Raw genomic sequence first — 14,956 nt, forward strand, 5'->3', positions numbered from 1 at the left:
ATTATTCTTTATTAGATTTATCAGATGTACCTGCTACATTTGCTACATTAATAGCTGGTTTTGTAGGTATACCTTGTTCTCTTCTCTTCTTGTAAAATTCTCCAGAAGATTTTAAAATAGTTTTTACTTCGGCTTGTGCGATTACTGGGAATGTTCTTGCATATAATAAGAATAATACAAAGAAAAATCCAATTGTTCCAACAAAAATACCAACATCTACAAACGTAGGTTCAAAACGCCACCATGTAGATGGTAAATGACCTTTACTTAATACAATGGCAATAATATCGAAACGCTCAAACCACATACCAATGTTAATTGCGATAGATATAATAAAAGTAATTATAAAACTTCTTCTAAACTTCTTAATCCATAGTAACTGAGGTGTAAAGATATTGAATATCAACAATGACCAAAATGCCCAAGCATAAGGACCTGTTGCAGCACCTACAGATAAGTAGGTATAGTTTTCATACGGTGAACCTGTATACCAAGCAATAAAGAATTCTGTTGCATACGCTACAGCTACAATACCACCCGTTAAGATAATTACAATATTCATATACTCAATGTGCATACGTGTAATATAATCTTCTAAGTTGGTAACCTTTCTCATAATCCCTAATAACGTTTGTACCATTGCAAATCCAGAAAAAATTGCTCCTGCTACGAAATAAGGAGGGAAAATTGTTGAGTGCCAACCAGGGTTAATTGATGTAGCAAAATCCATAGATACAATTGTGTGTACAGAAAGTACTAATGGTGTTGCTAAACCTGCAAGTACCAAAGATACTTCTTCAAAACGTTGCCAATCTTTAGTTCTACCAGACCAACCAAAAGATAATAAAGCATATATTTTCTTTTGAAAAGGTTTCACAGCTCTATCTCTAATCATTGCAAAATCTGGTAATAAACCTGTCCACCAGAAAACTAATGATACCGATAAATAAGTAGAGATTGCAAAAACATCCCATAATAATGGTGAGTTAAAGTTTACCCATAATGATCCGAATTGATTAGGCATTGGCAATACCCAGTATCCGTTCCATGGTCTACCCATGTGAATAATAGGGAACAATCCTGCCTGAAAAACGGCAAATATTGTCATTGCTTCTGCAGAACGGTTAATGGCCATTCTCCATTTTTGACGGAATAATAATAGTACAGCAGAAATTAAAGTCCCTGCGTGACCAATACCTACCCACCATACAAAGTTTGTGATATCCCAAGCCCATCCAATGTTCTTGTTTAAACCCCAAACTCCAATACCAGTTCCTACGGTGTAAAAAATACATCCAAATCCCCAAAGCATCGCTGCCAAAGAAATATAAAATGCTATGTACCAGTTTTTATTTGCAGCTCCTTCAATAGGCTTTGCAATGTCTTCTGTAATATCGTGATAACTTTTATCACCTAATACTAAAGGTTCCCTTATGGGTGCTTCGTAATGAGACATATTTTAATTACTTAGTTTTTATTTTTAATTTCAAAGGTTCAAAGTGATAAAAACTTTATCACTTTAAATATCTTTACGCTTCGTTTGTATTTTTAATTTTAACTTGATATACTACATTCGGTTTTGTTTGTAAGTAATCTAAGACATGATAAGATCTCTTATCTGCTGCTAATGCTGCAACTTCATCTTCTTTATTATTTACATCACCAAAAACCATTGCTCCAGTAGTACATGCAGATGAACAAGCTGTTTCAAACTCATCTGTATTAATAGCTCTTCCTTCTTTTTTAGCTTTTAGAATTGTTGCTTGTGTCATTTGAATACACATAGAACATTTCTCCATAACTCCTCTAGAACGAACTACAACGTCTGGGTTTAAAACCATTTTACCATAGTCATTGTTCATATTGAAATCGAACTCATTATTATTTGAGTATTGGAACCAGTTGAAACGACGAACTCTATATGGACAGTTGTTTGCACAATATCTTGTACCTACACATCTGTTGTATGCCATTTGATTTTGACCTTGACGACCGTGTGAAGTTGCAGCAACAGGACAAACAGTCTCACAAGGAGCATGATTACAGTGCTGACACATCATTGGTTGAAAAGTAACTTCAGGATTTTCTGCTTCAGTTTCTAAAGCTAAATAAGTATCTCCTCTACTTAATCCTAATTCTTTTGCTTCTTCTCTAGTTTCTACTTCAGAAGAGTAATATCTATCAATACGCAACCAGTGCATATCTCTACCAACTCTAACTTCTCTTTTACCTACAACAGGTACGTTGTTTTCTGCATGACAGGCAACAACACAGGCACCACAACCGGTACAAGATGTTAAATCTATTGATAAATTAAAGTGATGACCAACTTCTCTGTTGTGCTCGTCCCATAAATCTATGGTTTTAGCTTCAACTTCTTTATGATCATAAGACACAAAAGCAGGTTTGTTCCAAGTATGTTTTGGATCTGCACTACTATTGTACTCTTTTAAAGAAGCTACCTTTAAAATATCATGACGACCAGCAATTGTTTTTTGTACTTGTGTACAAGCAAACTTATGAGTTCCAGATACTTTTTCTATAGTAACTCCGTATTGAATATTATTTCCGTTAGCGTATAATGGATATGCATTAACACCAACTTGCATTTCTTCTTTTAAACCAAACTTTTTTCCGTATCCTAAAGCTAAACCGATAGAACCTTTTGCTTGACCAGGTTGCACCATTACCGGAACAACAACTGAAACACCGTTTACAGATACTTTGGCATAATCACCATTTATAGCACCATTATCTTTTACAGGATTAGAAAAACCTAACTCTCTGGCATCAGCCATAGACATCATTAAGTAATTATCCCAAGAAGCTCTTGTAATAGGATCAGGGAATTCTTGTAACCAAGGGTTATTTGCTTGCTTACCATCTCCTAAACCTGTTTTGGTATATAAATTTAATTCAAAACCTGATGCTTTTTTAGCAGCACTAGAAAGTTTTGCAGCTGCATCAGAAATAGACACCTCTACCTCTGTTAAAACTGGCTCAGAAATAACAACTTCTTTTGTAAAGAAACCATTATGTAAAGCTTTGTTCCAAGAACCACCAACTAAAATAGTAGAAGTAGCAAAAGATTTTAAATAATCGTAATATTTAGTTGCATTTCCAGACCATTTTAATAACGTATCTTGAACTTGACGCGTATTAAATAATGGTTGAATTGTTGGTTGCATTAAACCATAAGTTACTTCATCAAACTGAGTATCTCCCCAAGACTCTAAAAAGTGTGGAGCTGGCAATGCATAATTAGAAGCGTTTACTGTATCATTATTTTCTGTTGATAATGCTACTGATAATTCTAATTTTTTTAATCCTTCAGAGAAATCTGATGAACTTGATAATGAATAAACAGGATCTACATTGTAAGAAATTAATCCTGCAACTTTACCCGCTTTCATATCAGAAACTAATTGAGCAACTTCAGCATCATTTCCTTGACGGATGTTTAATGTGTTGTTAACATCAATAATTTCACTATTTAATGCTTTGTTAATTGCCAAAGCAATTAGTTGTGCATTTTTATCATTCAATCCTGTTAATACGACTGCTTTAGAACCAGCTTTCTTTAAATCTGAAGCTAATTTCTTAATAGTTGCATCAATAGAAGTTGCTTTAGAAGGAACGTTAGCCCCTGTAATAGCGTTATATAAATTTAACAATGCAAATACTTGATCAGAAGGTTTTACAACCACTCTTTTATCAGAATTAGCACCTGTTAAAGACATGTTACTTTCTATCTGTACATGGTAAGACATGTATCCTTTTGCAGGCTTTCTACCAGCTATATATTGTTTTTCTAAACCTCCATGAAAATCTCCAAGAAAATCTGCACCAAAAGAAACAATTGTTTTTGCTTTTTGTAAATGATAATTTGGTAATGCACGTCTACCGTACATTGCCATAAAAGCATCTGCTGCTCCAGATTCTGAAACCGCATCATAAACAACATGTTTTACATTTGGGTTTGCAACAATAAATTCTGAAATAATTTTATCGGTAGATGGGCTAGCCATAGTACCTGTTAATAAAACAACAGGTTTGTTTGCTTCTTTTAATTCGTTTAATTTAGCACCAATTTCTTTATCTGCATCTGCCCAAGAAATTGACTCACCAGCTTTAGTAGGTTCTTTTAAACGTAATTTTTCATCATATAAAGATAAAACGGCAGCTTGCACTCTTGCGCTTGTTGTTCCGTTTGCTTCTTTATTTGGCATTATTTGAATAGGACGACCTTCGCGTGTTTTAACCAACACGTTAGCAAAATCGTATCCATCTGCCATAGAAGTTGCATACCAATCTGCAACTCCAAGAGTTATATCGTCTGGTTTTACAACATAAGGAATTGCCTTTCTAACAGGCCCTTGACAAGCAGCTAGTGATGCAGCAGCTGTAGTAAAACCTACATATTTTAAAAAGTCTCTACGTGAAGTAGAAGAATTCTCTAATGTTTCTTTATCACCTAAAAACTCATCTGTAGGAATTTCTTCTACAAATTCGTTTTTACTTAACGTTTCAACAATAGAACTACCTTTAAGTTCCTCAACACTTTGCCAGTATTTTTTGTCTGAAGCCATTTATACTTTTTATTTAATGATTGAAAGATTCAAAACTGAAAAACATTCCGTTTTTTAATCTTTTAATTTTTAATTCTTTTTTATTAGTAGTGACATTTACCACACTCTTTACCACCTAATTGTGAAATGGTAACTTGATCTACATTGTATTTCTTTGCCAAATCTTCATGAATCTTTTTGTAATAATCATTACCTTTTAAATTCACTTTAGTCTCTTTATGACAATCGATACACCAACCCATTGTTAATGGAGAATATTGATACAATTCATCCATTTCCTCTACAGGACCATGACATTTCTGACAAGCAACCCCTGCAACCGTTACGTGCTGAGAATGGTTATAGTATACAAAATCTGGTAAATTATGAACTCTTACCCATTTAATAGGTGATGTACTACCTGTATACTCTAAGTTATCTGCATCCCAACCTGCTGCTTTGTAAACTTTAGCAATCTCAAGATCTAACTCTTGCTTTCCAAGAACTACTCCGTCTTCTAATTCTACAACAGTATCGTCTGCAACTTCAGAGATGTTTTTATGACAATTCATACAAACATTAACAGATGGTATACCAGATGTTTTACTATGTTTTGCTGATGAGTGACAGTATTGACAATCGATCTTATTATCTCCTGCATGTATCTTATGAGAAAATGCAATTGGTTGAATTGGCTGATACCCTTCATCTACACCTACCTTAAATAAGGTTCCGAAAAACAAATAAGCACCTACCAACAATAAAAAGATAGTTGTTAAAACTTTTAAGAATGTATTTTGCTTTAAACCTGCCCAAAGCTCATGTAAATCTCTTTTAAGATTAGAGTCTTGACCTGGCGCAGTATTTCCTTTTAACTCACTTACTTGTTTTAATAAACTAGCAATCATTAAAAAGGCAACAATAATAGCACCTGCTAATATATATATTAACCAACCCGGAGCAGCCGCAGTAGGAGCAGTTGTAGCACCAACAGCCGCTACAGCTTCTTTTTTCTTAAGCTCACCAACAGTTGTATAATATAAAAGATCATCTATATTTTTATCTGATAATTGAGGAAAAGCAGTCATTGAAGCTCCTTTATACTCATCAAAAATAGCATTTGCATCCGCATCTCCTGACGCTCTAAGCTCTGCATTATTTTTAATCCATGCTTTTAACCAATCATTCTCTCTTCTTTCCTCTACCCCACCTAGAGCAGGTCCTACTAGTTTCTTATCTAACTTGTGACAAGAAGCACATAACGATTTAAATAATTTTTTCCCTTCTTTTTGGCGTGCTTCATCTACATCTTGTGAATAAGCAGATACGCTAAATGCAAAAATTAGAAGAAAAGTAAAACTCTTTAGAAGTAATGTGGTTAGTCTATTGTGCAATTCTACACTTTTCATATTTAAACTTTGTTTAAAAATATCTAATATAAAATGATAAATGTCATTTTTTTCCGTTTGACAAAAGTACTACTTCTTCCTAAAATCTGAAAAGCTAAAAGAATGTTAAACTTAATTTATAATTAATCTAAATAAGGAGCTAAGCTAATTTATTTCTAAACTAGTCGTTATTTTTGTACAAAATTAAATAGCATGAATATTAAATTAACAGCACTTTCATTTTTGATTGTTTTATTAACAACTAGTTACAGTTCTTTTTCACAAAATAAAACAAATGAATCTGCAGAAGTTAAAAGAATTATTTCTAAAAAAAGAAGCTTTAATAGTACTTACGGATTTGGTTATAGAATTCAACTTTACAATGGAAATGAACAAACAGCAAGAAAATTTATGGCTCGTTTTAAAGTAGAATTTCCTGGGATTTTCTCAAAATTAGTTTACAATGCGCCTGAATGGAAGGTACAAGTAGGTAATTATAAAACAAAATTAGAAGCCGATAAAGATTTAATAAAGTTTCAGAAAAAATTCTCTGGTATTATAGTGATACCAATGGGTAAATAATTCTTTTAAACTATTTAGAAGCAATAAAAAAGCTTCAAATTCTTTTCTATCAAAATTGACAGACAAGAATTTGAAGCTTTTTTTTTATTTAAAACAATTCTAGCACTTATAAAACACAAGCACTAAAACTTATTATTTTAAAACAACCTCTTTAAAAGGGACAGACACTACGGTGTTTCCCCATCCTAAATACATTATTACTTGATGGTCTTTTGCTTTATCAAAAGCAATTGAAAAAGCTTCTATTGTTTTCTCTGATTTAGAAACTTTGGCTGATACTCTAAGAACATCATCTTTTTTATCATAGGTATAATGCCCCCAAACGTTTCTAACAGAACTAAAAACTAATGTCCATTCTTTTTCTGCAGGAATTGTAAACAAAGTATATGTACCTGCCTTTACTGCTTTACCAGCAAACGAAACATCTTTAAAGAAAGTAATCTCAGTAGCCTCGTTAGCTCCTGTTCTCCAAACACCTTTATCAGAAACCGCAGCTAAAGAAGATACTTCTCTACCTTTTAATTGTGGTCTACCATAAATAACCTTTACTAATTTGTCTGAGTTTTTCCAATCATTAGGAAAAGTAGCTGCATCCATAGGGCTTACATCTAATCTTGGAAATTTTTGAGCGAAAGCATCTGTTGATGAAATCATTGCCATTGCAAAAACGGCTACTAATAAAATTGTTTTTTTCATTTTTATAATTTAGAATATAATTAAAAACTAAGTCATCAAAAATAAAAAACCTTACAATGATAAGAAGCTAATTTTGTGTTAAAGAATTTTAACACCCACAACCAGAACTACAGCCTTTCTTTTTTTTAGAAGGAAAAATATATTTTCTAACTATAAAAGCAACAGCTAGCACCACTATTATATATGTTATAATTTCTTGCATTAACTTAAAATTTGGAAGGTTATAAATGATGCCACATAAGCCAATAAGCCCATACCGAAAAGTTGTATTAGTGGCCATTTCCATGTTTTTGTTTCACGTTTTACAATAGCTAAAGTTGCCATACATTGCATTGCAAAGGCATAAAAAACCATTAAAGACATACCTACAGGAAAGTTGAATCTTTTTTTACCCGTTTCTGGGTTTATTTCAGATTGCATCTTTTCTTTAATTGTAGAAGTGTTTTCATCATCTGCCTCTACACTATAAATAGTTGCCAAAGTACCCACAAATACTTCTCTTGCTGCAAATGATGTTATTAAAGCAATTCCTATTTTCCAATCGTATCCTAAAGGTCTAATTGCAGGTTCTATTGTTTTTCCTAAAACTCCTATATATGAATTTTCTAATCTTGCAGATGCTATTTTTTGTTGTAATTCTTGATCTGATAAATTCTGATTTGCAACATTTTCAACTGTATTTTTTTCTGCATTATCAAAAGAACTTGATCCGTTTGATGCTAAAAACCACAAAATAATAGACAATGCTAAAATAATTTTACCCGCTTCTAAAACAAACGACTTTGTTTTTTCTACCACTTCAAAAAATACATTTTTTACAGATGGTAACTTATAATTTGGCATTTCTACCACAAAAAACGACTTCGATTTTATCTTTAATGTCTTATGTAATATATAAGCTGCTATAATTGCTGTGGCAAAACCCAATGCATATAATGATAATAAAACTAAACCTTGTAAGTTTAAAAAACCAAAGATTTTTTTATCGGGTATAATTAAAGATATTAAAATAGCATACACAGGTAAACGGGCAGAACAGGTTGTAAAAGGCACCACCAAAATGGTAATTAAACGCTCTTTCCAACTGGCAATTGTTCTAGTTGCCATAATTGCAGGTATTGCACAGGCTGTACCAGAAATTAACGGAATGATACTTTTACCATTCATACCAAAACGTCGCATAATTTTATCCATTAAAAACACAACACGACTCATATAACCTGTTTCTTCTAAAACAGCTATAAATAAAAATAGAATGGCAATTTGTGGGATAAATATAATGACACCTCCAATACCTGGAATAATTCCTTCCGTTAAGAGATTTGTAAGCATTCCTGATGGTAAATTACTTTTTGCAAAATCTGCAATTTCAGCAAAAGTAGCATCAATAAAATCCATAGGCACTGAAGCCCAATCAAAAACAGATTGAAAAATCACCAACAACAAAAGGGTAAAGAAAAAATACCCAAAAAACTTATGGGTAAAAATTCTATCTAATTGTCCACGTAAGTCTGTTGCCTTTGATTTATCAACTATATATGTTTTTTTTAGAATTTTATTAATTTCTTGATAACGATAAATAGTTTCTTTATGCTGATATTTTTTTAACTTAGATACGTCTTTCTTAAATGCTAATAATTTTTCCTTTTCTTCTTTAGTAACAGTCTCTGGATAATTATTCTGAGTAACCATTAACCATAATTCATACAAAGAGTAATTAGGACTAATTTCTTTTAATTTTGCAAAATAATCGGGATCTATTTTATGATCTATTCCACAAAGTGGAGATGCTTTTGCTGCCACATGACAACGAATAATTGCTGCTTTTACATCTTCAATTCCTTCATTTTTTCTTGCACTTATTAAAACAACCTCTGTATTTAGTTCTTTTTTTAATAAAGACAAATCAATAGTAATCCCTTTTCTATGCATTTGATCAACCATATTGATTGCCAAAACTGTAGGAATTTCTAAATCTTTAATCTGAGAAAAAAGTAATAAGTTTCTTTTTAAGTTTTCTATATCTGCAACAACCAAAATAACATCTGGCGATTCTTTTATGTCTTTTTTAAGTAATGTTTTTAAAACAATACTTTCATCCATAGAAGTAGGATTGATACTATAAGTACCTGGTAAATCTGTTATAATGGCATTCTGAGTTGCTGATAATTTACTGGTTCCTTGTTTTTTATCAACAGTTACACCCGGGTAATTACCCACTTTTTGATTTAAACCTGTAAGTTGATTAAAAAGTGATGTTTTTCCTGTATTTGGATTCCCTATTAAAGCAACCTTTATATCATTTTTAGACATTACAAATTTGCTTTAAGGATTATAATTTTAGAAGCCGTTTCTTTTCTTATGGCCAAATGGCTTCCGTTTACACAAATATAAATTGGATCTTTTAAAGGAGCTATTTGAACCAGTTGAACCTCAGCACCTGGCAAACAACCCATTTCTAGTAATTTTAAAGGTATAAAATCTAAAGACTCTTCAGAAATATACCCAATCTCTCCCTTACGTAATGTAGCTATTGTGCTCAATGAATTTTATTTGGAAGGCAAAGATAAGAATTTAGAATGAGTCTAAACAAGTTATTTAGAAGCATATTCTTCTTTTAACAAAACAATATCCTTTTTTAGTTTTTCCATATCTTTTTTCTCGGTGCCATCATAATAGCCACGAATCCGTTTTTCTTTATCTACCAATACAAATTGTTCTGTGTGTATAAAATCGTTTTCATCTCCATCTCCTTCATCTGTTACCGCAAAATAACTTTTTCTAGCCAACTCATAAATGTGTTTTTTAGGTCCTGTAGTAACATTCCACTTTCCATCTATAACTCCTTTTCTATCTGCATATTCCCTTAATACAGAAACACTATCTATAACAGGAGTTACAGAATGTGATAAAAACATAATATCCTCATCGTTTTTATAATACGCTTGCAACTCACTCATATTATAAGCCATCGCAATACAAATAGTTTGGCAACGTGTAAAAAAGAAATCTGCTATGTAAATTTTATCTTTATAATCATCATTAGTAATAATTTTACCATTTTGATTGATGAGTTTAAAATTTGCAATGGTGTGATTTTTTTGAATATGCAGCATGCTTTCATCTACCAATCTCGGATTTACATCTACTGGATTGTATATCTTAAGACGATTATCAACCTTTAATAAATGATAAAATACAGGGATTGTAATTGCCGAAACAACAATTAAAAAAATAAGCGTTGGCAACGATTTTTTAAAGAATTTTAACTCCATAAAATAAGTTTATAAGCACAAATTTACGACTTAAAACCCCCTTAGAAAAGTAAACAAAAACAAATACTTTGTAAAATCTTTGTTAAAATAAAAAATCAAGTTCTATAAGCCCTTTTACAACTCTCTTTAAAAACGTACATTTGCGACCATTTTAACTATGATTTAACGCTGAATGGAAATATTAATAAAAGCATCGCAATTTATTTTAAGTTTATCTTTATTAATTGTATTGCACGAGTTAGGGCACTTTATCCCTGCAAAATTGTTTAAAACAAGAGTAGAAAAATTCTACTTATTCTTTGATTATAAATTCTCAATCTTTAAGAAAAAAATTGGTGATACTGTTTACGGTATTGGTTGGATTCCTTTAGGCGGATATGTAAAAATATCTGGTATGATTGATGAAAGCATGGATACTGAGCAGATGGCTTTGCCTGCACAACCTTGGGAATTTCGTTCTAAACCTGCGTGGCAACGTTTAATTATAATGTTAGGTGGAGTTTTTGTAAACTTTGTTTTAGGTATTTTTATATACATTATGTTAATGTATACTTATGGTGAAAAATATTTACCAAACGAAAATGTAAAAGATGGTGTTTGGGTACAAGATTCGTTAGCCATTAATTTGGGCATAAAAACAGGAGACAAAGTGCTTACCATTGATGGAGAAAAAATTAAAAAATTCTCTGAATTAACACTTGGATTTGTAAATGGAAATAATTTTCAAATAGAGAGAAAAGGAGAAATTATTGATAAAGTAATTCCGGAAGATTTTATTTCTCAATTAGTAGATAGAGGTAAAGATGCTGGGTTAATTTTACAACCAAGAATCCCTTTTATTATTGGAGCCGTTGCTGCGGAATCACCTAACATAGGTGCCGATTTAAAACCTAAAGATATAGTTGTTGCCATTAATGGAAATATCATAAAGTATTTTGATGAAGCGCAAACAGAATTAGATAAATTTAAAAATCAAGACATTAAAATAACCGTTAAAAGAGGTATTGAAACTAAAGAACTACCTGTAAAAGTTACGGATGAAGGAAAATTAGGTGTTAGTTTAGGACAGTTACCTTCTAAAGACTTAGAAAGACTGGGGTATTACACATTAGCAAACATAGAGTATTCTTTTGCAGAAGCAATTCCTGCAGGATGGAACAAATCTGTAAAAACACTAACAGATTACATAAAACAATTAAAGAAAATTTTTAATCCAAGTACTGGTGCTTATAAAGGTTTAGGTGGATTTATTTCTATTGGAAGTATTTTTCCTAGCGAATGGAGCGCACAATCTTTTTGGAACATTACAGCTTTCTTATCTATTATGTTAGGTTTTATGAATCTTTTACCAATACCTGCTTTAGATGGTGGACACGTTGTATTTACCCTTTGGGAAATGATTACAGGTAAAAAGCCAGGAGATAAATTTTTAGAATATGCTCAAGTAACAGGTTTTATTCTTTTAATAGCATTGTTACTTTTTGCTAACGGAAACGATATTTTTAGGTTATTTAACTAAATAAAATAAAAACTATTAAAAAGCCTCACTATACCAGTGAGGCTTTTTTTATATTTTAAAAGAACGATTAATTATAGAAAACCAAGTGTACTGTGTATTACAGTTATCACAAGCATACGCTCTGGCACCTGGAATTAATTTAGCAATCGGCTTTCTTCTCATTCTATGCCTAGACACAGATTTACATCTTGGGCAAGCTTTCATAATTATTACTGATTGGTTAGACACTTGAAATTTAGTGAGATTGTAAAGGATAAATATATTCTAGATTACCTGATTTATATATTATAATTAATAGGTACATCCCCCTATTTACAAGGTTAAAACCATAACTATAAACACTTTACAAATACGTTTTTAAAAACATTATTAACGCTAATTCATTTATTCTTTTTTAGAATAGAAAGGATATTAAGTTATTTAATTTAGGAAATAGCTCACAAAAAAGCCTCACAATTTTTAAAATAGTGAGGCATTTTTGTTACACTTTAAAAGATCTATTGATAAGAGAAAACCAAGTGTACTGTGTATTACAGTTATCACAAGCATATGCTTTTGTACCTGGTATTATTTTAACCAGATTCTTTCTTTTCATTCTATGTCTAGATGCCGATTTACAATTAGGACAAGCTTTCATATTGGGAGAATTACATTTAGCACTCGCAAGCTACTAAAAACAAATTATTTAAACACCTGTAGTAATACCTATTTAATGATTATTTAATCTACCTTATTACAACCATCTTTAACATTAAGAACAAGAAAGTAAATTAGTTACAAAAAAAAACCATCATTCTAAAACATGAATGATGGTTTAAATTAAGACTTCTATTTTTAAATAAACTAGTTCTCTTTATCCTCAATAATCTCTGCAGATACCTCTGCTGGAATATCTTTCCCTTTTAAATAACTTGGCAACTCCATACCGGCCATATTAAACATTTCTTGTAATGGCGGTACTGCTTTATACATACCAGAAATAAAGTTAGATGTTGATGTTTTACCATCTTTTCCTCCACCATTTTCCCAAACCGTAACTTTATCAATCTTAATATTTTTAATGGCATCTGCTTGTGTTTTTACCAATTCTGGTAATTTATCTGCAATTAATAATAAGGCTGCGTTTTGAGAATCGTTTCCTGCTGCTTTTACAATTTGATCTAAACCAGCTGCTTGCTTTGTTAAAACTTCATACAAACCTTGTGCTTCTGCTTGCGCTTTAAATAAAATTGCATCTGCCTCTCCTTTTGCTATTCTTCTAATGTTTTCCGCTCTTGCTTCTGCATCTATTTCTACTTTACGTTTATCAATTTCTGCAGGTACAATAATATCTGCTAATTGAGATGAACGTTCTCTTTCTGCTCTGGCAACCTCTGCTTCTTGCTCTGCAGCATAAGATTCTTTTAATGCGTTTGCTGTTTGTACCTTTTCTGATGCAATTGCTGTACGTTCTGCTTCTGCTTCTCTTTGTCTACGTACCGAGTCTGAATTGGCTACGGCAATTTTTGCTGTATTTTCTCCTTCTACTGCCTGTGCGTTTGCTGCCGCAACTTGTGTTCTTTCATCTTGTACCGCATTTGCCTCTCCAATAGAACCATCTCTATTTTTCTCTGCTACAGATTTTCTTGCTGCGTTAATTGCATGTGCAGCTGCCTCTTTACCTAAAGCTTCTATATAACCAGATTCATCAACAATATCTGTAATATTTACGTTGATTAATTTTAATCCGACTTTTTTTAACTCGGTTTCTACACTTTGTGAAATATTTGCTAAAAACTTATCACGGTCGTTGTTAATTTCTTCAATATCCATTGATGCAACTACCAAACGTAATTGACCAAAAATAATTTCTTGTGCTAAATCCTGAATACTGTCTTGGTCTAAACCTAATAATCTTTCTGCAGCATTTTGCATAATTCCTGGTTCTGTAGAAACCCCAATTGTAAATCTACTTGGTACATTTACACGAATATTTTGCTTAGAAAGTGCGTTTACCAAATTTACTTCTATAGAAATTGGTGTTAAATCTAAAAATTGATAATCTTGAATTACTGGAAAGATAAATGCGGCTCCACCATGAATACATTTAGCAGATTCTCCTCCGCCTACTTTTCCATAAACAACCAAAATTCTGTCTGACGGACATCTTTTATACCGTTTTACCATTGCAATTAGCAATATAAAAACGAAGAGAATTGCAATTCCTATTCCGATTAATCCAGCAAATTGACTGGCTTGTAATACCATAAAGTTTAACATAGCTTTTTTTTAATTTTGAGGTTCTACTATTAATATTCCGTTATTTGTTACTTCTATTACTTTAATTATTTTTCCTTGTTTTAAATCTTCATTACAATCTGTTAAGGCTTCTAATTCTCTTAAAGCTCCTTGAATTTTAATCTGAATTTTACCTGTTTTAGATCTATTTGCACCAATTGTTAAATAAACTTCACCAATAGCATTTAGAGCATTTTTCATTTTTAAGGTTCCGCTAGAAGATAATTTACTGATGTAATAAAATAATGCTGCCATTACAAACATCATCAATAAACCAAAAAACACAGAGATCATAATGGTGGTTCCGGTAGCGTTTCCTGCATCCATACTTGCAATTCCACTCCATCCAAAAATGGTAAAAAAAGCAACTAAGTTTTTTAAAGTAAAAAACTGAAATCCGGCTCCAGTATCTGCGTCTATTTCGGCATCTACATCGCCAATATCATCTGTTTCGGCGCCAATTATTGTGGTTATTAAAACCAACAAAAACATAAATGTAGAAATTCCGGTAATTACCCAATAGGTCTTTTCGAAAGTAGTTAATTCTTGAAACCATTCCATCATAGCAGTTTGTTTTAAAAAAGTGAATAAATATAAAGTTTTTTGACTGAATAGAACACGTTATTCTATCATTCTAAAGAGAAACTCATT

Annotated in this window: 12 protein-coding genes; 2 read left to right on the plus strand and 10 right to left on the minus strand. The window is 31.9% G+C overall.

Annotated features, from left to right (window positions below; translation table 11 throughout):
* Position 1: 1 nt before the first annotated feature.
* From nrfD to WG951_RS10020, 3 genes are all read right to left on the minus strand, one after another.
* Positions 2–1,456: an NrfD/PsrC family molybdoenzyme membrane anchor subunit gene (nrfD, locus tag WG951_RS10010; RefSeq protein ID WP_105049937.1), complete on the minus strand. Its 1,455-nt coding sequence runs from the start codon at positions 1,454–1,456 to the stop codon at positions 2–4.
* A 73-nt stretch (positions 1,457–1,529) separates the two neighbouring features.
* Positions 1,530–4,589: a TAT-variant-translocated molybdopterin oxidoreductase gene (locus WG951_RS10015; RefSeq protein WP_105049936.1), complete on the minus strand. Its 3,060-nt coding sequence runs from the start codon at positions 4,587–4,589 to the stop codon at positions 1,530–1,532.
* An 83-nt stretch (positions 4,590–4,672) separates the two neighbouring features.
* A complete protein-coding gene (locus tag WG951_RS10020; protein WP_105049935.1) occupies positions 4,673–5,977 on the minus strand; it encodes a c-type cytochrome in 1,305 nt (434 codons plus the stop codon).
* A gap of 192 nt (positions 5,978–6,169) precedes the next feature.
* On the opposite strand from WG951_RS10020, the gene WG951_RS10025 reads away from it, so the two are divergent.
* Positions 6,170–6,538 carry an SPOR domain-containing protein gene (locus WG951_RS10025; protein WP_105049934.1) on the plus strand — a complete coding sequence of 123 codons (369 nt, stop codon included), beginning with the start codon at positions 6,170–6,172 and terminating at the stop codon, positions 6,536–6,538.
* A 132-nt stretch (positions 6,539–6,670) separates the two neighbouring features.
* On the opposite strand, the gene WG951_RS10030 is transcribed toward WG951_RS10025, so the two are convergent.
* The 5 genes from WG951_RS10030 to WG951_RS10050 form a co-directional block, all read right to left on the minus strand.
* Positions 6,671–7,234, minus strand: a complete 564-nt coding sequence (locus WG951_RS10030) for a DUF2911 domain-containing protein (protein ID WP_105049933.1) — start codon at positions 7,232–7,234, stop codon at positions 6,671–6,673.
* An 88-nt stretch (positions 7,235–7,322) separates the two neighbouring features.
* A complete protein-coding gene (locus WG951_RS10035; protein ID WP_340914129.1) occupies positions 7,323–7,520 on the minus strand; it encodes a FeoB-associated Cys-rich membrane protein in 198 nt (65 codons plus the stop codon).
* The gene (gene feoB / locus WG951_RS10040; protein ID WP_105049931.1) at positions 7,436–9,547 is read right to left on the minus strand and encodes a ferrous iron transport protein B; all 2,112 of its coding nucleotides are present in this window, start codon (positions 9,545–9,547) and stop codon (positions 7,436–7,438) included. Before feoB ends, WG951_RS10035 begins: the two co-directional genes overlap by 85 nt.
* Positions 9,547–9,777, minus strand: coding sequence for a FeoA family protein (locus tag WG951_RS10045; RefSeq protein WP_105049930.1), 231 nt, complete (start codon positions 9,775–9,777; stop codon positions 9,547–9,549). Before WG951_RS10045 ends, feoB begins: the two co-directional genes overlap by 1 nt.
* Positions 9,778–9,828: 51 nt before the next feature.
* Positions 9,829–10,509 carry an SCO family protein gene (locus WG951_RS10050; protein ID WP_105049929.1) on the minus strand — a complete coding sequence of 227 codons (681 nt, stop codon included), beginning with the start codon at positions 10,507–10,509 and terminating at the stop codon, positions 9,829–9,831.
* Between the two features lie 172 nt (positions 10,510–10,681).
* On the opposite strand from WG951_RS10050, the gene rseP reads away from it, so the two are divergent.
* On the plus strand, positions 10,682–12,028 hold the full coding sequence (gene rseP / locus WG951_RS10055; RefSeq protein WP_105049928.1) for an RIP metalloprotease RseP: 1,347 nt from the start codon (positions 10,682–10,684) through the stop codon (positions 12,026–12,028).
* Between the two features lie 843 nt (positions 12,029–12,871).
* On the opposite strand, the gene WG951_RS10060 is transcribed toward rseP, so the two are convergent.
* Both WG951_RS10060 and WG951_RS10065 read right to left on the minus strand, forming a co-directional pair.
* A complete protein-coding gene (locus tag WG951_RS10060) occupies positions 12,872–14,275 on the minus strand; it encodes a flotillin family protein (RefSeq protein ID WP_105050615.1) in 1,404 nt (467 codons plus the stop codon).
* A gap of 21 nt (positions 14,276–14,296) precedes the next feature.
* Positions 14,297–14,869 carry a hypothetical protein gene (locus tag WG951_RS10065; protein WP_105049927.1) on the minus strand — a complete coding sequence of 191 codons (573 nt, stop codon included), beginning with the start codon at positions 14,867–14,869 and terminating at the stop codon, positions 14,297–14,299.
* Between the last annotated feature and the right edge of the window lie 87 nt (positions 14,870–14,956).

This window comes from Polaribacter butkevichii (assembly GCF_038024105.1).
Classification (GTDB): Bacteria; Bacteroidota; Bacteroidia; order Flavobacteriales; family Flavobacteriaceae; genus Polaribacter; species Polaribacter butkevichii.